23 protein-coding genes are annotated in these 20590 nt (G+C 60.5%); 8 read left to right on the plus strand and 15 right to left on the minus strand.

Going from position 1 to position 20590, the window contains the following annotated elements; translation table 11 throughout:
- Positions 1 to 22: 22 nt before the first annotated feature.
- Positions 23 to 244 carry a hypothetical protein gene (locus tag ACEWMW_RS13795; protein ID WP_409414532.1) on the plus strand — a complete coding sequence of 74 codons (222 nt, stop codon included), beginning with the start codon at positions 23 to 25 and terminating at the stop codon, positions 242 to 244.
- Here ACEWMW_RS13795 and ACEWMW_RS13800 read toward each other — a convergent pair.
- Positions 241 to 1299, minus strand: a complete 1059-nt coding sequence (locus tag ACEWMW_RS13800) for an A/G-specific adenine glycosylase (protein WP_409414533.1) — start codon at positions 1297 to 1299, stop codon at positions 241 to 243. The two genes, ACEWMW_RS13795 and ACEWMW_RS13800, sit on opposite strands and share 4 nt — an antisense overlap.
- Before the next feature lie 29 nt (positions 1300 to 1328).
- Here ACEWMW_RS13800 and ACEWMW_RS13805 point away from each other — a divergent pair, with 29 nt between their 5' ends.
- From ACEWMW_RS13805 to smc, 4 genes are all read left to right on the plus strand, one after another.
- Positions 1329 to 1883, plus strand: coding sequence for a DUF721 domain-containing protein (locus ACEWMW_RS13805; protein ID WP_409414663.1), 555 nt, complete (start codon positions 1329 to 1331; stop codon positions 1881 to 1883).
- Entirely contained in the window at positions 1880 to 2593 is a 714-nt protein-coding gene (locus tag ACEWMW_RS13810) for a DsbA family protein (protein ID WP_409414534.1), read from the plus strand. The genes ACEWMW_RS13805 and ACEWMW_RS13810 overlap by 4 nt, the downstream gene beginning before the upstream one ends.
- An 89-nt stretch (positions 2594 to 2682) precedes the next feature.
- On the plus strand, positions 2683 to 3438 hold the full coding sequence (locus tag ACEWMW_RS13815) for a thioredoxin domain-containing protein (RefSeq protein WP_409414535.1): 756 nt from the start codon (positions 2683 to 2685) through the stop codon (positions 3436 to 3438).
- A gap of 27 nt (positions 3439 to 3465) precedes the next feature.
- Positions 3466 to 6888: a chromosome segregation protein SMC gene (smc, locus tag ACEWMW_RS13820; protein ID WP_409414536.1), complete on the plus strand. Its 3423-nt coding sequence runs from the start codon at positions 3466 to 3468 to the stop codon at positions 6886 to 6888.
- 3 nt (positions 6889 to 6891) lie between these two features.
- On the opposite strand, the gene ACEWMW_RS13825 is transcribed toward smc, so the two are convergent.
- The 5 genes from ACEWMW_RS13825 to rpmF all read right to left on the minus strand — a co-directional run bounded on the left by ACEWMW_RS13825 (position 6892) and on the right by rpmF (position 9880).
- Positions 6892 to 7254 (minus strand): MerR family transcriptional regulator, encoded by a 363-nt coding sequence (locus tag ACEWMW_RS13825; RefSeq protein ID WP_409414537.1) that lies wholly within the window; start codon positions 7252 to 7254, stop codon positions 6892 to 6894.
- 15 nt (positions 7255 to 7269) lie between these two features.
- Positions 7270 to 7569 carry an integration host factor subunit alpha gene (locus ACEWMW_RS13830; protein WP_409414538.1) on the minus strand — a complete coding sequence of 100 codons (300 nt, stop codon included), beginning with the start codon at positions 7567 to 7569 and terminating at the stop codon, positions 7270 to 7272.
- 100 nt (positions 7570 to 7669) lie between these two features.
- The gene (locus ACEWMW_RS13835) at positions 7670 to 8635 is read right to left on the minus strand and encodes a beta-ketoacyl-ACP synthase III (protein WP_409414539.1); all 966 of its coding nucleotides are present in this window, start codon (positions 8633 to 8635) and stop codon (positions 7670 to 7672) included.
- Positions 8632 to 9678 (minus strand): phosphate acyltransferase PlsX, encoded by a 1047-nt coding sequence (plsX, locus tag ACEWMW_RS13840; RefSeq protein ID WP_409414540.1) that lies wholly within the window; start codon positions 9676 to 9678, stop codon positions 8632 to 8634. The genes ACEWMW_RS13835 and plsX overlap by 4 nt, the downstream gene beginning before the upstream one ends.
- 22 nt (positions 9679 to 9700) lie before the next feature.
- On the minus strand, positions 9701 to 9880 hold the full coding sequence (gene rpmF, locus ACEWMW_RS13845; protein WP_409414541.1) for a 50S ribosomal protein L32: 180 nt from the start codon (positions 9878 to 9880) through the stop codon (positions 9701 to 9703).
- Positions 9881 to 10082: 202 nt separating this feature from the next.
- Here rpmF and ACEWMW_RS13850 point away from each other — a divergent pair, with 202 nt between their 5' ends.
- A complete protein-coding gene (locus tag ACEWMW_RS13850) occupies positions 10083 to 10478 on the plus strand; it encodes an MAPEG family protein (RefSeq protein WP_409414542.1) in 396 nt (131 codons plus the stop codon).
- A gap of 39 nt (positions 10479 to 10517) precedes the next feature.
- On the opposite strand, the gene ACEWMW_RS13855 is transcribed toward ACEWMW_RS13850, so the two are convergent.
- From ACEWMW_RS13855 to ACEWMW_RS13865, 3 genes are all read right to left on the minus strand, one after another.
- On the minus strand, positions 10518 to 11192 hold the full coding sequence (locus ACEWMW_RS13855; protein ID WP_409414543.1) for an MBL fold metallo-hydrolase: 675 nt from the start codon (positions 11190 to 11192) through the stop codon (positions 10518 to 10520).
- Positions 11193 to 11313: 121 nt separating this feature from the next.
- On the minus strand, positions 11314 to 12090 hold the full coding sequence (locus tag ACEWMW_RS13860) for a hypothetical protein (RefSeq protein ID WP_409414544.1): 777 nt from the start codon (positions 12088 to 12090) through the stop codon (positions 11314 to 11316).
- Between the two features lie 143 nt (positions 12091 to 12233).
- Complete coding sequence (locus ACEWMW_RS13865; RefSeq protein ID WP_409414545.1) at positions 12234 to 12908, minus strand: S24 family peptidase; 675 nt, start codon at positions 12906 to 12908, stop codon at positions 12234 to 12236.
- A gap of 146 nt (positions 12909 to 13054) precedes the next feature.
- Here ACEWMW_RS13865 and ACEWMW_RS13870 point away from each other — a divergent pair, with 146 nt between their 5' ends.
- Entirely contained in the window at positions 13055 to 13261 is a 207-nt protein-coding gene (locus tag ACEWMW_RS13870) for a hypothetical protein (RefSeq protein WP_409414546.1), read from the plus strand.
- Positions 13251 to 13604: a hypothetical protein gene (locus ACEWMW_RS13875; RefSeq protein ID WP_409414547.1), complete on the plus strand. Its 354-nt coding sequence runs from the start codon at positions 13251 to 13253 to the stop codon at positions 13602 to 13604. The genes ACEWMW_RS13870 and ACEWMW_RS13875 overlap by 11 nt, the downstream gene beginning before the upstream one ends.
- 54 nt (positions 13605 to 13658) lie before the next feature.
- Here ACEWMW_RS13875 and ACEWMW_RS13880 read toward each other — a convergent pair whose 3' ends face one another.
- The 6 genes from ACEWMW_RS13880 to cysS form a co-directional block, all read right to left on the minus strand.
- Positions 13659 to 14411, minus strand: a complete 753-nt coding sequence (locus ACEWMW_RS13880; protein ID WP_409414548.1) for a hypothetical protein — start codon at positions 14409 to 14411, stop codon at positions 13659 to 13661.
- A 181-nt stretch (positions 14412 to 14592) separates the two neighbouring features.
- On the minus strand, positions 14593 to 16026 hold the full coding sequence (locus tag ACEWMW_RS13885; protein WP_409414549.1) for an aldehyde dehydrogenase family protein: 1434 nt from the start codon (positions 16024 to 16026) through the stop codon (positions 14593 to 14595).
- 25 nt (positions 16027 to 16051) lie between these two features.
- The gene (locus ACEWMW_RS13890) at positions 16052 to 17707 is read right to left on the minus strand and encodes an acetolactate synthase large subunit (protein WP_409414550.1); all 1656 of its coding nucleotides are present in this window, start codon (positions 17705 to 17707) and stop codon (positions 16052 to 16054) included.
- An 83-nt stretch (positions 17708 to 17790) separates the two neighbouring features.
- On the minus strand, positions 17791 to 18729 hold the full coding sequence (locus ACEWMW_RS13895; RefSeq protein WP_409414551.1) for a D-2-hydroxyacid dehydrogenase: 939 nt from the start codon (positions 18727 to 18729) through the stop codon (positions 17791 to 17793).
- A 9-nt stretch (positions 18730 to 18738) separates the two neighbouring features.
- Positions 18739 to 19095 (minus strand): hypothetical protein, encoded by a 357-nt coding sequence (locus ACEWMW_RS13900; protein ID WP_409414552.1) that lies wholly within the window; start codon positions 19093 to 19095, stop codon positions 18739 to 18741.
- A gap of 19 nt (positions 19096 to 19114) precedes the next feature.
- Entirely contained in the window at positions 19115 to 20560 is a 1446-nt protein-coding gene (gene cysS / locus ACEWMW_RS13905; RefSeq protein ID WP_409414553.1) for a cysteine--tRNA ligase, read from the minus strand.
- Positions 20561 to 20590 lie beyond the last annotated feature (30 nt).

A 20590-nucleotide genomic window follows, 5' to 3' on the forward strand; every position in this document is an offset into this window, starting at 1 on the left:
CTGTCCTACTCATATAAGACACATGCTGAATATCATCGCCTATATCCTTGGCCTCATCTCGCTGGTCATCGTCATTCCCGCCACAATCCCGCTGCTGGGATGGGCGAACTGGATCGCCCTGCCTTTCATCGTGCTGGGCGCGATCGTCGGGCAGATCTCGTCGAAGAACGGCGGGCGGAATTTCTGCCTGATCGTGCTGGTGATTGCGGCGATCCGCCTCTCGATCGGCGGCGGAATTATCTAGCTCCCCGCAAGCGCCAACCGCGCGGCTTTCGCGAAAAGCGTCGGCAAGCCGGCCTGTTCGATCTCGCAGAGCGGCCACCACTGGCCCTCTCCTGACGGCTCGCTAGCCGCCACGATACGCACAACGGATAGCTCTAGTGAGACGTGGGTGAATGTGTGCCGCACAAGGCCGAGATTTTCGGTCTCGCCTGTTATGGGCGCCTCGCCACCTCCGTCGCCGCTCGCACTCCAACCGTCATCGGGAAGCGCGCGCATCCCGCCCAGCATCCCCTTGCCAGGCCGCGTCTCCAGCCACACTTCCTTGCCCGCGCTACCATGGCGCTCAATCCACCACGCCGTACCTTTGCGCAGCGGTTTGGCTTTCTTCGGTGCTTTCATCGGATAGCGTTCCGGCTCGCCTGATTGGCGAGCCTGGCAGTGCCCTGACAGCGGGCACAGCAGGCACTTGGGATTGCGCGTCGCACAAAGGGTGGATCCGAGGTCCATCTGTGCCTGTGCGAAGTCACCCGCGCGTCGTCTGGGGGTGATCTCGGCTGATCTAATGGTGATCTGTTCGCGCCCCTTCGGCAACGGAATCTCTATGGAAAACAAGCGACTAACGATCCGTTCGACATTGGCATCGACCACAACGGCGTGTTTCCCAAACGCGATCGAGGCTACCGCGGCAGCGATATATCGGCCCACTCCCGGCAGCTTCCTGAGCTCCGCTTCTTCGCTGGGAAATCCTCCCAATTCAATCACTTGGCGGGCGCAAGCATGAAGATTTCGAGCGCGCGAGTAGTACCCAAGCCCGGCCCATTCAGCCATTACATCGGCCTCTTCAGCCGCAGCCAGATCTCCAACACTGGGCCAGCGCTTGAGGAACTTCTCGTAGTAGGGTTTGACCGCCGCGACCGTCGTTTGCTGCAGCATCACTTCGGAAAGCCAGACGCGGTAGGGCCAGTCCGGATCTCCGGGTAATGGCGCACCGGGCGGATTGCGCCAGGGCAGGTCGCGGGCGTGGGAATCGTACCAGCGCAGCAACGTGGATGCGATGGTCTCGGTGCTGGCAGTCATGGCGCGCATATGGCATGGCCGCACTCGCAATGGAACGGGACGATCAGAAACCGCCTGCCTCAGGCAGCAAAGCGGCAGGCCGCAAAAAATCAGGCAAGCAATACCGGCGCCCGCGCGGCGGTGTGGCCAAGCCGATCGCCGACCTGATGCCGCAGATCGGGCGTACGGCATTCCGGCGCTTCGGCTTTGTCCAAAGTTCGGTCGTAACTCGCTGGCCCGAGATCGTCGGCGAGACGCACGCCAAGGTCTGCGTGCCCGAATCGATCCGTTTCCCTCCGGGCGAGAAGGCCGAAGGCATCATGCAACTGGTGGTTCTGCCCGCGCACGCACCTCTGATCCAGCACATCATTCCCGAGATTTTGGAGCGGGTGAACCGCTTCTTCGGCTACAAGGCTGTTGCGCGGATCAAGATGCGGCAAGGTCAGGTTAAGCCCCCTTATGCTGAGAAGCGCGCCACCGCGGCGCCATCGCTCAAGCCCATTCCGATGGAATTGGGCGACAGCCTGCGGGACATCGGCGATCCGGAGCTGCGTACAGTGCTCGAATCGCTCGCCAGAAGTCTGTGTGGGAAGGACGAAGAATGACGAGAATTTCGCGCAGCGTATTGGGCGGTTTCGCAGCTGCCATTGCGCTATCAGTTACCGCACCGCTCACGGCACAGGAAAGCTCGGGTCAGGGTAGCGGGACGGTCGTCGAGGATGGCGGCGCGCATTTCGTGGGCAATCCGGATGCCGAACTCACCCTCACCGAATATGTCAGCTACACCTGTTCGCATTGCGCACACTTCGCCGCCGATGGCGATCCCGCCCTCAAGCTGGCCTATATCCCGAGCGGCAAGCTGCGGGTGGAATACCAATCCTTCCTCCGCAATCCGGTTGATGCCGCCGCTTCGCTGCTGACTCGCTGCGGCGAACCATGGCGCTTCCCCGCCAACCATCACAAATTCATGCACAACCAGCCCGAATGGCTGGGCAAGGCGCAAAAGGCCAGCCAGTCCCAGGTCCAGCGTTGGGGCACCGGGCCGCTTCCTGAGCGGATGCGCGCGATCGCAAGCGACCTCGATTTTTACGAGCTGATGGAAACGCTGGGATACAAGCGTACCGAAGTCGATAAGTGCCTCGCTGACGAAGCGGCAGTCCAGATGTTGGCGGACCAGACACAGGCGGCGGTAGCCATCGGTGTCCAGGGTACGCCCAGCTTTGCATTGAATGGCAGCGTGCTTGACGGCGTACACGCCTGGGCCATGCTGCAACCACATCTTGATACCGCGCTGAGCGAACCTACCAATCCGTAGTAATTCTGTTCAAAAACCTGCCGCGCGCCTTCTGTCACGCAGGGCGTTGGTCTAGCCTTTTCTCACATAACAAAGGAATGCCTGAAAGCATGATCCGTTACCGCAAGATCGCACTCGCCACCCTCGCCGCTCCGCTCGCTCTGGGCCTTGCCGCCTGCGGGGATGCAACCGATGCCGCATCCGGTGAAATCGCCGAGGGTGAAGTCGTCGCTCCGGTCGAAGCGCCCGAAGGCACACAATGGGTAGACCAGGTCGTCCGCACCGATGCGGACGGTTACATGCTCGGCAATCCAGACGCTCCTATCAAGCTGATCGAATATGGCTCGCTGACCTGCGGCGCCTGTGCGAACTTCGCGATGACCGGTCTCGAATCGCTCAAGACGGAGTACATCAATTCGGGGCGCGTGAGTTTCGAATTGCGCAACCAGATTCACAACGGGTTGGATCTAATCCTGTCGCGAATGGTCCGCTGCGGCGCTCCCGAGAGCTTCCACCCCCTGTCCGACCAGGTGTGGCTAAACCTGCAGCCGCTGATGCAAGGCGCGCAGAACAACCCGCAAGCGCTTGATCAGGCGATGAGCTTGCCCGAAGACCAGCGCTTCGTCGCCGCGGCTCAGGCGGCCGGTTTCTACGATTTCTTCGCCGCCCGCGGTGTCAGCGTCGACCAGGCGCAGTCCTGCCTCGCCGATTTCGCTTCGGTCGAACAGATCGCCGAGAATTCGCGCACCCAGTCCGATGAGCTGAACGTCACCGGCACGCCGACTTTCATCGTCAACGGCGTGAACGTCGGCACCCACAACTGGGCCTCGCTCGAACCGATCCTACAGCGGGCCGGCGCGCGCTAAGGTAGCGACAGGAGGGCTGATCGAAACATGCAGATCAAGCGGCTCAAGCTCAGCGGTTTCAAGAGCTTTGTCGAGCCTGCCGAATTGCGCGTGGAGCCGGGACTAACCGGTGTTGTCGGCCCCAATGGTTGCGGAAAATCGAACCTGCTCGAAGCGATCCGCTGGGTCATGGGCGAGAATTCGCCCAAATCGATGCGCTCGGGCGGGATGGACGATGTTATCTTCGCCGGCACCTCGCAGCGTCCGGCACGCGACTTCGCCGAAGTCGTTTTGCAGGCACAGGACGATGCCGGGGAAGAGCTTGAAGTTACCCGCCGGATCGAACGCGGCGCGGGCAGCGCCTACCGTGTGAACGGACGCGATGTCCGCGCGAAAGATGTCGCGCTGACCTTTGCCGATGCCGCCACCGGTGCACATAGCCCTGCGCTGGTGAGCCAGGGAAAGATCGCGCAGGTCATCTCGGCCAAACCGACCGAGCGCCGCCAGATGCTGGAAGAGGCAGCCGGTATCGCCGGCCTGCACGTTCGCCGCCGCGATGCAGAGAGCAAACTGCGCTCGACCGAAAAGAACCTTGAACGGCTCGAAGACCTCATGGCTGGCCTTGATAGCCAGATGGCATCGCTCAAACGGCAAGCCAGGCAGGCCGAGCGCTATACCAAGCTTTCCGAGCAAATTCGCATTGCCGAAGCGCGTCTGCTGTTTGCTCGCTGGCGGGATGCGGCCGAAGCGGCGGAGAAAGCGCGCGAAGAAGCTGTAGCGGCTGACACGCGCGTTGAAGAATCCAAGAAAGCTGCTGCCGAGGCGCAGAAGATCCAGCGCGAACTGGCCGAAAAGCTGGCCGCGGCTCGCGATGAGATGGCCGACCGGCGTGATGATGCCAGCGCGCATGGTCACCGCATGGCAGCACTCACCAGCCAGCTCGAAGCGTCAGAAGAGCGGGTTGCCGATCTCGACCGGCAGAAGGAACGCTTGCTGGCCGACTGCGGTGAAGCCGACCGGCTCACGCAGGAAGCCGCGAAACGCCTGGCGGATCTCGACAAGGCCATGGCAGCCGGCGTTGCCGCACTCGAAGAGGATGAGGCCAAGCGCCCTGCCCTCCAGAAGGCTGTCGAGGAGGCCGAGCGCGCCGGACGTGCAGCGGAATTGGGGCTGGCCAAGGCGACTGCCGATCACGCCGGTGTCGAGGCCGAATGGCGCGTTGCCGAGAGCGAGCTTGCGCAGTCGCAGACGCGGCTGGCTCGTATCGATGGGGAGTTGGCGCGCATCTCGAGCCAGCGCGAAGCGCTCGGCGAAACCGGCGATCCGGAGCAGGCGGTCGGGCAAGCCCAAGAAGCAGCGGATGCTGCGGGCAAGCTTTTAGCAGAGAAGCGCGGCTCGCTTGATGCGCTCCAGCAGCGCAAGCAACAATTGCAGTCTGAACGCGACGAATCCGCCAGCGAGCTGGCTTCCGCGAGAGCGGAACTCGCCGGGATCGAACACGAACATGCAGCGCTGGCCCGCGACAAGGCAGCGCGCGAAAAGCAATCAGCAGGCAAGCTGCCCCGCGCGCTCGACAAGCTCGGCGCCGAGAAAGGCTATGAACGCGCGCTTGCCGCAGTTCTGGGCCGCGACGGCAAGGCTCTGCTGGGGTCACCCGCAAGCGGAGCGGAAGGGCGCTATTGGACCGGGCGCGATGCCCCTACAAGAGTTGCCGATAGCCTTGCCGACCACGTCAGCACCTGCCCCGATGAATTGAAGGCGCGCCTTGCGCTGGTCCACGTTGTCGAAAGTGACGACGGGCGGCAGCTCAATCCGGGCGAATGGCTCGTCACGCGCGATGGCGCACTACGCCGCTGGGACGGCTTCGTCGCGCGCGGCGAAGGCAGTGCTGAAGCAGCCCGCCTTGAAGCCGAGAACCGATTTGCCGATCTTGATGCCCAGCTTCCCGCGCTGCGCGAAGCTGCCTCGTCGGCACAGGGCAAGCACGATAACGCCCAAGCCGACCTCTCGACCGTGCAGCGGGAATTGATCGCAGCCGACCGTGAGATTGCCGCTGCTTCCGACGAGGAACGGCAGGCGCTCCGCGCGCTCGACCAGGCCGAATCGGCGCGCGAGCGGATCACCGGCCGACTATCGGAACTGGCGCGCACCGAAGAAGAGGTGATCCAGCAGCGCGATGCCGCGCAAAAGGATCTCGAGACAGCCAAAGCAAGGCGCGCCGAATTGCCCGATCCCGAAAGCGGGCGCGCAAAAGTCGAAGCCGAGCAGGCCAAAAACGAAGCGGCGAAATCCGCAGTGCAGTCAGCCCTAGCCCACCTGGCTTCCCATGATCAGGGCCTCGCGGTGCTACGCGAGCGCAGTGCTGCTCAGCGTTCCGAAAAGGCTAGCTGGGAGGCACGTTCGGGCGAAGCGGCTTCACGTCTATCTGATATGGCGCAGCGGCTCGAGCACATCGAAGAAGAGCGAGCGGTCGTGGCAGCGAAGCCCGAAGGCTTGATCAGGGAAATCGAGCAAGGCGATGCCGCACGTGCGCGATTGGGCGAAGAGCTGGCTGCCGCGGAAGCTGTAGTTGCCAGGGCGCAGGAAGAAGCCCAGGCCGCCGATGATGCCTTCGCCGCGGCCAACGAGGCGCTCGCAACCGCGCGGGAATCGCGTGGCGGTCTCGCGGCGCGGGCAGAAAACGAAGAAAACCGCCGCAGCGAGATGGCGCGAATTTCGGGCGAACGCTTCCAGTGCCCGCCGCCTATGCTGGCGACCAATTTCGAATTCGATCCCGAAGACGTCAAGAATGCGGGCATCGAGTCGGAAGAAATGGAGCGACTTAGCACCGCGCGTGAGCGGATCGGCCCGGTCAATCTTGTCGCCGCTGAAGAGCTGGCGCGGATCGAGGAAGAGCATGGCGCAAGCTCGGCGGAGCAGGCTGAACTGGTCGAAGCAGTCAATCGTCTGCGCGGATCGATCGGCAACCTCAATCGCGAGGGGCGCGAACGTCTGCGCGAAGCATTCGAACAAGTTGATGGACACTTCCAGCAGCTCTTCACCCGCCTCTTTGAAGGCGGCCAGGCGCATCTTGCATTAATCGATTCGGACGATCCGCTTGAAGCGGGATTGGAGATCTATGCGCAGCCGCCCGGCAAGCGTCTCCAGTCGCTCACCCTGCTATCGGGGGGAGAGCAGGCGCTTACTGCCATCGCGCTGATTTTCGCATTATTCCTGACCAATCCGGCGCCGATCTGTGTGCTCGACGAAGTCGACGCGCCGCTCGATGACGCCAATATCGATCGCTTTTGCGACCTGCTCGATGCGATGGTCCGCGAAACCAATACGCGTTACCTGATCGTCACCCACAACGCGGTGACGATGAGCCGGATGCACCGCCTTTTCGGAGTAACGATGATCGAAAAGGGTATCAGCCGCTTGGTCAGCGTGGACCTGGGACAGGCAGAAGAACTGCTCGAAGCGGCGGAATAGGACCTAAGCGTCGAGCACGGCGGCCATGCGGCTGCGCAAGGCCTTCAGCTCCGCAATGATCGACGGGTCTATCGAAATTCCAGTCGTCTCCACCGGCTCTTCCGCAGGCGCGTCCGAGCGCAGCGCAGCCTTCGCACCCTTGAGCGTGTAGCCTTCACGGTTCACCAGTCGGTCGATCTTCTCGACCAGCGCAATATCGTCTGCGCGGTAATAGCGCCGACCGCCGCTGCGCTTGAGCGGGTTCAATGACGGAAACTGCTGCTCCCAGTATCGCAGCACATGGGTGCGGATGCCGAGCGCCTTGCTCACCTCTCCGATGGTCCGGAGAGCTGTTTCATCCTTACCATCGTCGAACAAGGCACTCATTTCTTCAGCCTTCCATTACCCGTTGGCGATTTTTTCCTTGAGCAACTGACTTGCCCGAAATGTCATCACACGGCGCGGCGTGATCGGCACTTCCACCCCGGTCTTGGGATTGCGGCCAATGCGCTCTTTCTTGTCCCGCAGGACAAAGCTGCCGAATCCCGAAATCTTGACATTCTCGCCATTCTTCATGGCTTCGCACATATGCGCCAGGATCGCCTCGATGGCATCGAGCGATTCCGCCCGCGATAATCCCATCTTGCGATTGATAGCCTCGGCCAGATCGGCCCGGGTAAGTGTTCCAACGGAGCGCATCATTGTCGCCCTCTCCCTCAATGGTGCGACCCTAGCGAAGTGGTTGTCCTATATAGGATAATTCTTTGCAGAGCAACATTTGTTAAGGAGTTTTCCCGCAGCGCTACATTCGCGCGAGGCACGCTCCCCACGTAAAGCCGCCGCCCATAGCCTCGAACATCACCAGATCGCCCGGCTTGATTCGCCCGTCCTTGATTGCGACATCGAAGGCGAGAGGAACCGAAGCCGCAGACGTATTGGCATGCTGGTCCACGGTGACGATGACCCTGTCTTCGGATATCCCGAGCTTGCGCGCAGTCGCATCGAGGATCCGCTTGTTCGCCTGGTGCGGCACGATCCAGTCGACCTCGTCTGCGGAAATGTCCGCATCTTCCAGCACTTCGCCGAGCACCTCGGCAAGGTTGACCACGGCGTGGCGAAACACCTCGCGGCCCTTCATACGGAGTTTGCCCACTGTACCGGTGGTGGAAGGGCCACCATCGACGAACAGCAGCTGGTTGTGCGCGCCATCGGCATGAAGGCGCGAGGCCAGGATGCCCGGTCCATCTTCGGCCACGTCCTGCGCTTCGAGTACTACCGCCCCCGCACCGTCTCCGAACAGCACGCAAGTTCCGCGATCTTCCCAGTCGAGAATGCGGCTGAAAGTTTCCGAGCCGATCACCAGAGCGCGCTTGGCCATCCCGGTGCGCAGCATCGAATCCGCAGTCGCCAGTGCGTAAAGGAAGCCAGAGCACACGGCTGCCACGTCGAAAGCGATGCCGCCGTTGCAGCCCAGTTCGTGCTGGACGATAGTGGCGCTCGCGGGGAAAGTCTGGTCGGGCGTCGCAGTCGCCAGGATGATCAGATCGATTGACCCAGCACCGATTCCGGCCGCTGCCAGCGCCTTGCGCGAGGCATTGACTGCAAGGCTTGAAGTGGTTTCGTCGTCACCCGCGATGTAACGCTGACGGATACCGGTCCGCTCGATGATCCATTCGTCGCTGGTGTCGATTTCATCGGCCAGCGCGGCGTTGGTCACGACACGCTTCGGCAATGCCGATCCCGAACCCAGGAATACCGAGCGGATCATTCGCCGCCGCTTCCATTCCAGCGGGTATCTTCCAGCTCGGATAGATCGGCTGTGATGCGTTCGGTTATGTTGTTCTCGAGCAGCCGAGCGGTAACGGCAACAGCATTGGCCACGCCCTGCGCGGTGGCGCTGCCATGGCTCTTTACGACCACACCATTAAGGCCCAGGAAAACCGCACCATTGTGATTGTTCGGATCGAGGTGGTGCTTGAGCAATTCGGTTGCCGGACGCGATACCAGGAAGCCAACCTTGGAACGGATCGAGCTGGTGAAAGCATTGCGCAGCAAGTCGGTTACGAAGCGCGCCGTACCCTCGATCGCCTTGAGTGCGATATTGCCGGAGAACCCATCGGTCACAACCACATCGCATTGGCCGCGATTGATCTTGTCTGCCTCGATGAATCCATCGAATTGCAGCGACAGCCCGCTCGCCTCGCGCAATTCGGCGGCAGCTTCCTGAAGCTGGTCAGTTCCCTTGAGTTCTTCGGTGCCGATATTGAGCAGCCGGACACTGGGCGCTTCGCGGCCAGTCACAATCCGCGAATAAGCCGCGCCCATGATCGCGAACTGCACAAGATTTCGCGCATCGCATTCGGTGTTGGCGCCGAGATCAAGCATAATGACATCATCTTCGCCCAAGCTCGGCATCAGCGCCGCGAGCGCGGGGCGATCGATACCCGGCATGGTGCGCAGCGCCAGCTTGCTCATTGCCATGAGCGCACCGGTATTGCCCGCGCTGACAGCAGCGCCAGCGTCGCCCACTTTCACGGCGTTGACCGCAAGGCCCATCGATGTGGTTTTGGCCCGACGCAGTGCCTGCGTCGGCTTTTCGTCACCCGCTACGACATCCTCGCAGTGGAGGATCTCTGACGCGCCCGACATACCCGGATGCGGTTCGAGCGCGGCCTTGATCCGCGGTTCATCACCTACCAGAAGAAACTTGAACTGGTCGTGCCGGCGCCGAGCAAGCGACGCACCATCGACCATGGTACGCACGCCTTCATCACCGCCCATCGCATCAATAGCGATACGCGGCAGACTCATAGCAATCTCCGGCTAATTTCGATCAGAGACCGACGGCTACGACTTCGCGACCGTTGTAGAACCCGCAATGCGGGCACAAGTTATGCGGACGCTTCAGCTCACCGCAGTTGTTGCATTCGTGGAATGCTTCCGGCTTGAGCGAATCGTGCGACCGGCGGTTGCCACGACGATGCGGCGATACTTTTCTCTTGGGTACAGCCATTGCAGCACCTGTTCCTAACAATTCAAACGTTTGACGTATTGTCTCGGGGCCGCTCTAGGCCAAGCACCGGCATCGCACAAGTGCGCGCCCGATTGCCCGGCTTTCGCGGTGAAGGCGCGCCCTATAACGGGTTTTGCCACGCTTGCAAGAGCTGTGACTGCGGGTTAGCACCCATCCGGGCCGCTCTGAGGGGAATAGCTACATGATGGAAATACCTGTCACCTTGTCTTCGGTGGTAATTGCGACATTGATTGCTCTGTGGTTGTCGATCCGTGTTGGCCAAATGCGGGGCAAGACCAAGACGATTCATGGCGATGATGGCGGCGGGCCGTTGACGCGTCGTATGCGCGCGCACCTTAACTACGTGGAGAATACACCCCTTGTCCTGCTTCTGATCCTCGTGATCGAACTGGCAGGCAGAACGGGGCTTTGGCTTTCTATCGTGGCAGCTGTCTATTTTCTAGGACGTGTGCTGCACGCGATCGGGATGGACGGAGAGGGGCCGACCAAGCCGCGCATGATCGGTGTGCTCATCACGATGCTGACGATGCTCGGCCTGGCGATCTACGCCGCACTAATCTGGTTTGGTGTGGTTTGATTTATTGGATTTGGTCTCACCAGATCCGGAGCGACACCGTCAACTCAACGCATAATCGCTCACGAAAGCATTGGTCTTGCGTTCCTGGCCGAAAGTGCTGACCGGGCCGTGGCCGGGGATGAAGGTGATGTCCTCGCCCAGCGGCCACAGCTTCTTGGTGATCGAATCGATCAGATCCTGGTGATTGCCCTTGGGAAAATCGGTCCGCCCGATCGATCCCTGGAACAGCACGTCTCCCACGATCGCGAACTTGCTGGGCCCGTGGAAAAAAATCACATGACCCGGCGTGTGGCCGGGGCAATGGATCACATCGAGCGTCAGCTCGCCCACCGTCACGGTGTCGCCATCGTCAAGCCAGCGAGTGGGCTCGAATGACTTGGCCTCCATGCCATAGCGCGCACCGTCACCATCAAGCTTTTCGATCCAGAAGATGTCGTCGGGATGCGGACCTTCGATCGGTAGGCCCAGCTCTTCGGCCAGCATGCCGGTCTGCCCGCAATGATCGAGATGGCCGTGGGTGACGAGCAGCTTTTCCAGCGTCACGCCAGCCTGCTTCACGCCTGCCTTGAGCTTTTCGAGATCGCCCCCCGGATCGACCAGCGCGCCCTTCATGGTCTTCGTGCACCAGATCAGCGAGCAATTCTGCTGCAACGGCGTGACGGGAATGATGGCCGCCTTCATCGGAGGCGTGCGGGTCTCGGGTGTCTCGGTCATGGGCGACGATGTGGCGCTGAGCAGGCGGGAATGCAAGAACAACGGCCGTCGGCTAGTGACTTGGTTGCAGGCGCTCGCTCCCGTTTGTGTGAAAGCCAAAAACGGCGGATATCTTAGCAGATCAGGCTAAACTGCGAGCAAAAGCCTTAGCCATGTCGCTTCCCGCAAAGGCAAGCAAAGAGGCTTGCACAACAATTATTACGCCGATGCCGAACAGGTTTACCTTGTGGAACTTGCCCTCAGCAACTCGGTCATAAACCAAAGGGATAATCAGTAATATAAACAACGCGATAGGCGTGAAGACACCACCTTCACCTCCAAGCCCGGGTAGTCGAGAAATTCGAGCCAAAGCGGGAGCAAAGATGGCGATCGACGCGAGAAGCATTAGTCGCTTGTGAATCGCTGGCGATGAACGCCACCATAAAGCTCCGCCGAGCAGCAAGCCAAAACTCACAAGGTTAGCAATGCCGCTAAAGATCACTACTGGCGAGAATTCCTCGAACGTTATGCCGCTCATTCCAAGAGCTGGAAACTCGCTCATATCGCTGGTCCAGTCGAGTCCTCGGGCCAGAACGCGTTCAGGGTTTTTGAGGAAGACTTGTGGTGTCGTTGCAATCACAAGAAGGCCGATAAAAACTCCTGCGACTCCCGTCTTGCGATGCATCGCTGTGTTCTCAGCTCTGACCAAGCTGGTCTGCAACACAAGCCATGAGAACCAGGCGAGCAGGACAATCCCGTGGACCACAAGGTGGCTAGGTAACGGTACCTCAACATCGTTGTAGTTGCCCATCGCAAGAGCAGAGCCAAAGCCAATAACCGTGCAAACCAGCATTGTGAGGGACATCCAAAAGAAGAACCTCGAGCGGACGCGTTCTCTCTGTGACACAGCTTCTGGCATTACATTCCCCCCAATCCGCAATGCGGCGATAACTGTATTAGCTGTTCCCGCCAATGACGGAATGTTTGCGAGGATTGTTGTGGCGGCTCGAGGCTCGCAGAATGGTCAAGTTGAGAATTCGCCCTCCACCCCAATTTCAGCCGCTAAACCCTCCCGCCTTTCCACACCACGCGGCCGATAATCGCGATGTCCTCCAGCGCCACTTCGACCGGCGGATAGGCGAGGTTCTGACTGAGCAGCGTCACGCGCCCCGGTCCTGCTGAGGCCAGGCGCTTGACCATCAGGCTATCGCCAAGCCGCACGACATGGATACCGTCGCGGAAGCTGCGTTGGGCGCAATCGACCAGGATCTCGTCGCCGTCGCGCAGCAGCGGCTCCATCGAATCACCCTCGACCGTGATCGCGAATAGCCGCGCATTCGCCAATCCCTGCTCGGCCAACCAGCGGCGCGAGAAGCGAAACGCGTCGAACGGCGCCTCTGCCCCCACCACTGCACCCGGCCCCGCCGACGCGCCGAGCGGCAAACGGCGGATCTCGACCCAGTCGGGACCTGATTTCGCGGAAGTGTAGGATTTTTCCTCTGGCGCACCCAGTTCCGATTCGTTCACTCCGAGGAATTCGGCGAGGATCTTGCGGTCCTGCTCCTCCAGCTTGCGCGGACTGCCCTTGCGCACGAACTGCTGGAGATAGGTTGTATTTCTATCAATTAGTTGTGACAGGCCCGAAAGGCTCGCGCCGCGCTGCTGGGTGAGCTCCAGCAACCGCCTGCGCGGCCCCTCTGGCGGGAGATCAGGGAGAGGATCGGAAGGCTTAACCACAAATCCTACCTAGACGATGTATTTTTCCTAGACAAGTAGGATTTCGCATGGAACGAATCAGGAACACCACAGCCGCAAGGTTGTCGATTCGCCACCAGCCCCCGCCGCTGCGACCCGGCTTCAGGCACAGCACATTGAGGAGCACCATGCTGATCCGTTCCGTCGAAAAATTTCTCCGCCAGCACGATATGCCAGCCACCAAGTTCGGTCGCCTTGCCGCACATGATCCGCGCTTCGTGCTCGATTTGCGCATGGGCCGTATCCCGCGCGCAGGCACCGAGGCGCGCATCCGCCGCTGGATGAATGCCTACACGCCCGAAGGGCACTCACTGGAGACCGCCCATGTCGGATGAACGCCAGCCGCCAAAACCACCCCGCGCCCGGCGGACAGCCGGCGACCGCATGCGCGAAGCGCTGTTGGCGCTATGCGACCATCAAGGCCAGGTGATCGAGCATCGCGAGAAGGCCTGGGCCAGCATCACCTTTGCCGGAACGCGCCATACGGTCGCGCTGCTCTTTGCAGGCGATGAGGCGGTCGAGGCGGGCGAGCGGTTCGTCGCCGCCCTGCCCGACCACGAATTCGCCATACCCGGCCAGCTGGTCGCCGATGCAGGCGTAAGCGAATGCGAACATCGGCTGCTACCCTCGCCAAGGCTGGCCGTGACCTGCGAACTACTGCTGCTTGAGGAGGCGTGAAGCGGGCACTCCTCTCCTATGTCAGAAACTTAGGTGGGAAGCGGACACTGTAGATCAGTCGCCAGCTTGGTCAGTCTCTGTCTCATTCGCGGCAAGCAATCTTCCTCTAAGGACGAGAAAAACAAGCGCGATGATTGGTAGGGAGAACGACATGACCCATGGATCAAATGGAGAGGGCTTGAGCGCAGCGCTCCCTAGGATTGAGAAGCTAATTGGTTGGAAGCCCCATTCCGCAGTGGACCAATTCAGCTGAAATTTTCCGAAGCCAATTAGGCAACCAATTATCCAGAGCCAACGGTGACGGATGCCCTTGCTCCGAATAGCCAAGACAGCTGCGAAGATAATGGTCCCTGTCGACAGAACCATTGCAACGATCCAAACATATTCAAGCAAACCTTTGCCCTCAAAGCCAAAATCGTTAGCTGTAGTTGGTCGACGGTCAAAGGGCGTCACATGCCACCCGATTAGCAAAGGGCCGGCGTCGGTGTCTTGCATCTGGATTTGAATGATGGCCCAATTGTCATTGGTACCAAGTTCGTAGTTGAGAGTTTTTGTCGAGACTACTCCATCAGCCGAAGTCGAAGAAAAGCTAGAGACCGTTACTAGTTCCGGCTCGCCGCTCTTTGGCAAAGCGGCTCTGGCTTCGTCCTGCATGTCGAGGGTTTGATCATAGAGTTCGGCATCTATCTGTCGCTCTATTCCCTCGATCTCACCAGTGCGTAAGGTGGATATTACCACAAGCGCGAATGATCGATCTTCAGGCGTCGAGAGCCTCTCGTTCCAATCGCTTTGCGAACACGCGGTCAATAGACACAGCACCAAGCAGGAAATTGCTACTCTCAACCAAGCCTCCCGTAGTTCAAGCCATAAGAATAGAGCCTCGAATGCAGGCCGTCACGCACGGATTTTCGTTGCAATAGCCAACGTCCGAATGTGGGTCGTTAGCGGACGTTAATCAGACGGCGGCGAATGGTCCCCAAATGGGCCGTTAAGTCCGTCGCACGATCAGGTTCCGGATCTCGGTCATGTCTTCCATCGCGAAGCGGATGCCTTCGCGACCCAGCCCTGAGTCCTTCACCCCGCCATAGGGCATGTTGTCGACGCGGTAGCTGGGCACATCATTGATCACGATGCCGCCGACCTCGAGCCGGTCCCACGCATCGAACATCTTGAACAAGTCGCGCGTGAAGATGCCCGCCTGGAGGCCGAATTCGCTGCGGTTCACTTCGGCCAGTGCATCGTCGAAATCGGAGAATTTCTGAAGGATCGCGAGCGGCCCGAAGGCTTCGTCATTGAGCGCCGTCGCGTCGCGGTGGACACCTTCGAGAAGCGTCGCCTGCAACATGTTGCCCTCGCATTCGCCGCCTGTGAGGAGCGTGGCGCCGCCCTCTACTGCTTCGTCGATCCAGCCTTTGAGACGCTTGGCCTCGCCTTCTGAAATCATCGGGCCGATAAAGGTATCGCGGTCTTTGGGATCACCTGCGACCAGCGACCGGGTCTTCTCGACCAGCATTTCCTTGAAGCGATCGTACACCTTTTCGTGGATGATGATCCGCTGCACCCCGATGCAGCTCTGCCCGCTCTGGTAGAATGCGCCGGTGATGATCCGGTCAAGCGCGTCATCAAGGTCCGCATCATGGTCGACGATCACCGCCGCGTTCCCGCCGAGCTCAAGCACAACCTTCTTCTTGCCGCTGCGCGCCTTGAGCGCCCAACCGACAGCGGGTGAACCGGTAAAACTCAGCAGCTTGAGCCGCTCGTCCTCGGTGAACAGGTCGGCGCCATCGCGGCTTGCCGGGAGGATGGAGAACGCGCCTTCAGGCAAATCGGTTTCGGCCAGGATCTCGCCGATGATAAGCGCGCCCAGCGGCGTCTTGCTCGCCGGTTTCATCACGAAGGGGCATCCCACCGCGATTGCCGGAGCGACCTTGTGCGCGGCAAGATTGAGCGGAAAATTGAACGGCGAGATGAAGCTGCACGGCCCGACCGGATAGCGTTTCCAGATCGCCTGATAGCCCTTGGCACGCTCGGAAATGTCGAGCGGCATTGCCTCGCCATACATGCGCACCGATTCTTCGGCAGCGATCTCGAACGTGTCGATCAGGCGGGTGACCTCGCCCTCGCTATCCTTGATCGGCTTGCCCGCCTCGACGCACAGCGCATAAGCGAGCTCGTCGAACCGTTCGCGGAACCGTTTCACACAGTGGGTGAGCACTGCCTTGCGTTCGTAGCTGGCGAGCCGGGCCATGGGTTCGGCCGCGCGCACCGCCCCGGCGATGGCCTCGTCGATGATTTCGGGGCTGGCAAGCGCGGTGCGGAAGGCAACTTCGCCGGTGAACTTGTCGGTCACCTCGAGGTCGGTATTGGGCTGCTGCGCCTTGTTGTTGAGATAAAGCGGGTAAGTGTCCTTGAGCTGGGGCACGTATTTCTCCTTCACCTAGGCAACTTCACAGCTTGGCGCTCAGTTCCTTGATTTCGTGATTGAGGATGCGGTCGTTCTCCGAGTAATCGACAGGGCAATCGATCAGGTGCACGCCATCGCTATCGCGCGTTTGTGCGAGCACATCGGCGAGATGTTCGGCGCTGGTGACGCGGTGGCCGGTGGCGCCATAGCTCTCGGCATACTGGACGAAATCGGGATTATTGTACGTAAGCCCGTAGTCCGAAAAGCCCATGTTGGCCTGCTTCCAGCGGATCATCCCGTAAGCGTCATCGCGCAGGATCAGCACGGTGAGGTCGAGCCCGAGGCGCACCGCGGTTTCCATCTCCTGGCTGTTCATCATGAAGCCGCCATCGCCGCATACCGCCATCACCTTGCGCTCGGGATAGAGCATCGCGCTCATCATCGCCGATGGCAGCCCCGCTCCCATTGAAGCGAGCGCATTGTCGAGCAGCACGGTGTTGGGCAAGTAAGCGTTGTAATTGCGCGCGAACCAGATCTTGTAGACCCCGTTGTCGAGGCAGATGATCCCGTCATTAGGCATCGCTTCCCGGATCGCACGGACAAGATGCGGCGGGAAGATCGGAAAGCGCGTATCGGCCTCAAGCGGGTCGGAATGGGCGTTCTCCGCCTTGTGGTATTCGAGCATGTGAGCGAAGTCCCAAGCCTCGCTGGGCGTGATTCCCTCCTTGATCTGCCAGATGGCGTTGGCGATATCGCCAATCACTTCGATCTGCGGGAAATACACCGGATCGACCTCCGCCGTTCTGGTCGAGACGTGTATCACAGTGGAACCGCCCTGCTCCATGAAGAAAGGCGGCTTCTCGATCACGTCATGGCCAATATTGACGATGCAGTCGGCCGCTGCGATCGCGCGGTGGACGAAGTCGCCTGACGAGAGCGCTGCGCAGCCCAGGAACAACGGATGCCGTTCGTCGAGAACCCCTTTGCCCATTTGCGTCGTGACGAAAGGAATACCGGTCTTCTCGACGAATTCGCCCAGCATCTTGCTGGTCATCTTGCGGTTCGCGCCAGCACCGATGATCAGGACCGGGCTCTTCGCCCTCTCCAGCGCCTCGATCGCGAGTTTGACAGCCTTCGGCTCAGCTGAGGGACGCCGCGCCAAGGAAGCCTCCATCGGACGCGCATTGCACATTTCCGCGGCAATATCTTCGGGCAGCTCGAGATGGGTCGCGCCCGGTTTCTCTTCTTCTGCCAACCGGAACGCTTCGCGCACGCGGCTGGGAATGTTGTCACCGGCGTGAAGCTGGTGCGCGTATTTCGTGATGGGCCCCATCATGTCGACCACGTCGAGGATCTGGAAACGGCCCTGCTTGGAGCTCTTGATCGGCTTCTGACCCGTAATCATCATCATCGGCATCCCGCCGAGCTGGGCATAGGCCCCGGCGGTAACGAGATTGGTCGCACCCGGGCCGAGAGTGGCGATGCAGACGCCCGCTTTGCCGGTGTGCCGCCCATAGGTCGCAGCCATGAAGCCCGCGCCTTGTTCATGCCGCGTCAGAATGAGCCTGATCTGGTCCGACTTGGAAAGACTTTCGAGGAAATCGAGATTCTCTTCGCCGGGCACGCCGAAAATGTACTCGACACCTTCCGCCTCGAGGCATTCGATGAAAAGGTCGGATGCTTTCTGCTTGTCGGCCATATGCGCTCTCCCTTGCTGCTGTCACAGCTCTTGTTCGAACCTATGGCCCGAAGGTTACGGAGTCACGCAATTACCTGCCTTGATCAGTACCCCAGCTTGAGGTCCATTACCGGTTCGAGCGCCTCGCCCGCGCGATAGCGCTCGAGATTGGCAAGGAAGCGATCAGCAGAGCGCTGGAACATCTTTTCCTGCGCCCGCCCCGACAAGTGCATGGTGATCTGCGCGTTCTGTAAGTCCCACAGCGGATGATCTTCGGGCAGCGGCTCGGGATCGGTAACATCGAGCAACGCGGCCTCGATCTGTTTGGATTGCAACGCCTCGACCAGCGCGTCCTGCACCACCACATCTCCGCGCGCGATATTCACCAGTACGGCGTTCGGCTTCATCGCTGCCAGTTCATCGGTTCCGATCATACCTACCGTTTCCGCGGTCGACGGCACGGCGAGGATAACCCAGTCGAACTCGCCCAGCTTGCCGCGCCACTCGTCGGGCCTCAGCGAACCATCCGCACCTGACCGGCGTACCGGGACAACCTCCATCTCGAATGCTTCGAGCCGGGTCTTGATCAGCTTACCTATCGCACCGAGGCCCAGCAGCAGGACGCGCTCTCCCGCCAGTTCACGTTTTCCAGGGCTGTCGAGTAGCCATTCCTTGCGGTCCATCGCGCGCACGACATCGCGGTAGCCCTTGGCGTGCGCGAGCATCAGCATGACAGTATATTCGGCGATGGTCAGCGCGTTGATGCCGACGCCGTTGGTCACCGTAACGCCGCGCTCGTGCAGCAGGTCCAGCGGCAGGAAATCGAGTCCGGCATAGATGGAATTGAGCCAATTGAGGTTCTCTGCTGCGGTGATCGCCGCCTTCATCGATTCCTGATCGTACATGTCGAACCAGCCGATTTCGGCCTGAGGCGCGACTTCGAGTGCTTCTTCATGCGTAGCGAACCAATGCGGCTCGACCCAATCGGGCAGGAGCGGTTCGATCAGCGGACGGATAAGGGCGGAAAGGGCGGCTTTGGTCATCCGGCTGGCTTAGCCGCGAAATGCAAACCACGCTACTGCGGCGAGGACCGGCAGCCCGGCGAGATCAACCAGCGCAATCCGCCTTAGGGGAAACGGGGAACCTGCCATCCAATAAAGCGCGAGAAAGCTGACCATGCTGATACCGACGACCAGGACTGCGACGCGCCGACCATCGGGGATGAAGGCCGCCCACACGCACGCGACGAACACCGCAAAGAACAGCGCGGCACGATGATGCATGAGCAGGAATAGCGGATTGTCCGCCGCAAGCCCGTAGAGCTGCGTTAGCGTCGACGGGCGGAAGAAGGCGAGCGCCGGCAGGGCGTGAATTGCTGCAAGAATCAGCCAGAGAATCGTCTTGATCATGCGATTATTGTAGCAAGTGCTACAATAATTTCCACTCCCAACCGAGCGGGTCGCCATCCATAACTTCGACACCCTTGGCCGCAAGCTCCTCGCGGATTGCGTCGGAAGTGGCGAAGTCCTTCGCAGCGCGGGCTTCCTTGCGGCGGACCAGCTCGGCCTCGATTTCTTCCTCGGTGATCTGGGCGTCTTTGGGGCGGATGCGGAGATCTTCGCGGGTGAGATCGAGCAGGCTGAGACCGAGGACAGAATCCAGCTGATTCACAGTGTAGAGTCGTTCGCTCGGGTCAATCTTCTTGAATGCCAACACTTCCTCAAGAATGGAAAGGGGAACTGATGTGTTGAGATCCTCAAGAAACCAATCTCCGGAGGTGTTGATACGTCGAAACAACTCCGGATGGACCGTTTTCGTGGCAGGCTGAATCCCGTCACTCAAGCTTTCAACTGCCATAACTATCCGCTTCAGCCGCGTCAGCGCCGCGCCCAACCCTTCCCAGGTGAACTCCAGCTCGCTGCGGTAGTGCGCCTGCAGGCACATCATGCGGTAGGCGAGCGGGTGGTAGCCGCGGTCAACCAGCGCCTGCAACGTCAGGAATTCGCCCGAGGACTTCGACATCTTTCCGCGCCGATCGACAAGGAAGTTGTTGTGCATCCAGATGCCTGCGCCCGTATGGTCGCATGATCCATGCGCCTGGTTCTGCGCGATCTCGTTGGGATGGTGGATCTCGCGGTGATCGATCCCGCCGGTATGGATATCGAATGGGTGGCCGAGGAGCTCGGCGCTCATCACCGAACATTCGATATGCCAGCCAGGAGCGCCCCTGCCCCACGGCGAATCCCATTCCATCTGGCGGTTCTCGCCCTCGGGTGTCTTGCGCCAGATTGCGAAGTCGGCCTGGTTGCGCTTGCCGTCGACGGTATCGATCCGTCCCTCACCTTCGTCGGTTACGGCGCGCGCCAGCCGACCATATTCGGGCACGGTCGAGACATCGAAATAGAGCCCGCTATCGAGTTCGTAGCAGTGTTTTTCTTCGATCGACTGGCCCCATTCGATCATCGCCTCGACATAGTCGGTCGCCTTGGGATGTTGGACCGGGCGCACGTTGAGCCGCGCGAGGTCCGCCTCGAACACTTCCTGGTAATGCCGCGCGATATCCCATGCGCTCTTGCCCGCGCTCGCCGCCGCCTTCTCCATCTTGTCATCGCCCGCATCGGCGTCCGACGTCAGGTGGCCGACATCGGTGATGTTGATGACATGCTTGAGATCGTAGCCCTTCCAGCGCAGCGTCCGGCCCAGCGTATCGGCGAAGACATAAGCGCGCATATTACCGATATGCTGGTAGTTATAGACCGTCGGCCCGCAGGTGTAGACGCGCGCCTCGCCCTCATGGAGCGGTTGGAAAGTCTCGAGTTCGCGGGTGAGCGAATTGAACAGGCGCAGGTCTGTTTGGGGCGGAGTATCAGTCATGGCCAGCGCGCTTTGCGGCGGCTGGCAAGC

Origin of the sequence: Litorerythrobacter xanthomarinus, from assembly GCF_046254955.1 — a bacterium.
GTDB lineage: Bacteria > Pseudomonadota > Alphaproteobacteria > Sphingomonadales > Sphingomonadaceae > Qipengyuania_C.

Excerpts from the sequence above, each read along its gene's own strand:
- ACEWMW_RS13890 (WP_409414550.1), bottom strand. The coding sequence starts at position 17,707 with ATGGCCGACAAGCAGAAAGCATCCGACCTTTTCATCGAATGCCTCGAG.
- ACEWMW_RS13870 (WP_409414546.1), top strand. The coding sequence starts at position 13,055 with ATGCTGATCCGTTCCGTCGAAAAATTTCTCCGCCAGCACGATATGCCA.
- ACEWMW_RS13795 (WP_409414532.1), top strand. The coding sequence starts at position 23 with ATGCTGAATATCATCGCCTATATCCTTGGCCTCATCTCGCTGGTCATC.
- ACEWMW_RS13825 (WP_409414537.1), bottom strand. The coding sequence starts at position 7,254 with ATGAGTGCCTTGTTCGACGATGGTAAGGATGAAACAGCTCTCCGGACC.
- ACEWMW_RS13895 (WP_409414551.1), bottom strand. The coding sequence starts at position 18,729 with ATGACCAAAGCCGCCCTTTCCGCCCTTATCCGTCCGCTGATCGAACCG.
- rpmF (WP_409414541.1), bottom strand. The coding sequence starts at position 9,880 with ATGGCTGTACCCAAGAGAAAAGTATCGCCGCATCGTCGTGGCAACCGC.
- ACEWMW_RS13850 (WP_409414542.1), top strand. The coding sequence starts at position 10,083 with ATGATGGAAATACCTGTCACCTTGTCTTCGGTGGTAATTGCGACATTG.
- ACEWMW_RS13860 (WP_409414544.1), bottom strand. The coding sequence starts at position 12,090 with ATGCCAGAAGCTGTGTCACAGAGAGAACGCGTCCGCTCGAGGTTCTTC.
- ACEWMW_RS13805 (WP_409414663.1), top strand. The coding sequence starts at position 1,329 with ATGGAACGGGACGATCAGAAACCGCCTGCCTCAGGCAGCAAAGCGGCA.
- smc (WP_409414536.1), top strand. The coding sequence starts at position 3,466 with ATGCAGATCAAGCGGCTCAAGCTCAGCGGTTTCAAGAGCTTTGTCGAG.
- ACEWMW_RS13855 (WP_409414543.1), bottom strand. The coding sequence starts at position 11,192 with ATGACCGAGACACCCGAGACCCGCACGCCTCCGATGAAGGCGGCCATC.
- ACEWMW_RS13900 (WP_409414552.1), bottom strand. The coding sequence starts at position 19,095 with ATGATCAAGACGATTCTCTGGCTGATTCTTGCAGCAATTCACGCCCTG.
- cysS (WP_409414553.1), bottom strand. The coding sequence starts at position 20,560 with ATGACTGATACTCCGCCCCAAACAGACCTGCGCCTGTTCAATTCGCTC.
- ACEWMW_RS13875 (WP_409414547.1), top strand. The coding sequence starts at position 13,251 with ATGTCGGATGAACGCCAGCCGCCAAAACCACCCCGCGCCCGGCGGACA.
- ACEWMW_RS13815 (WP_409414535.1), top strand. The coding sequence starts at position 2,683 with ATGATCCGTTACCGCAAGATCGCACTCGCCACCCTCGCCGCTCCGCTC.
- ACEWMW_RS13800 (WP_409414533.1), bottom strand. The coding sequence starts at position 1,299 with ATGACTGCCAGCACCGAGACCATCGCATCCACGTTGCTGCGCTGGTAC.
- ACEWMW_RS13835 (WP_409414539.1), bottom strand. The coding sequence starts at position 8,635 with ATGATCCGCTCGGTATTCCTGGGTTCGGGATCGGCATTGCCGAAGCGT.
- plsX (WP_409414540.1), bottom strand. The coding sequence starts at position 9,678 with ATGAGTCTGCCGCGTATCGCTATTGATGCGATGGGCGGTGATGAAGGC.
- ACEWMW_RS13830 (WP_409414538.1), bottom strand. The coding sequence starts at position 7,569 with ATGATGCGCTCCGTTGGAACACTTACCCGGGCCGATCTGGCCGAGGCT.
- ACEWMW_RS13810 (WP_409414534.1), top strand. The coding sequence starts at position 1,880 with ATGACGAGAATTTCGCGCAGCGTATTGGGCGGTTTCGCAGCTGCCATT.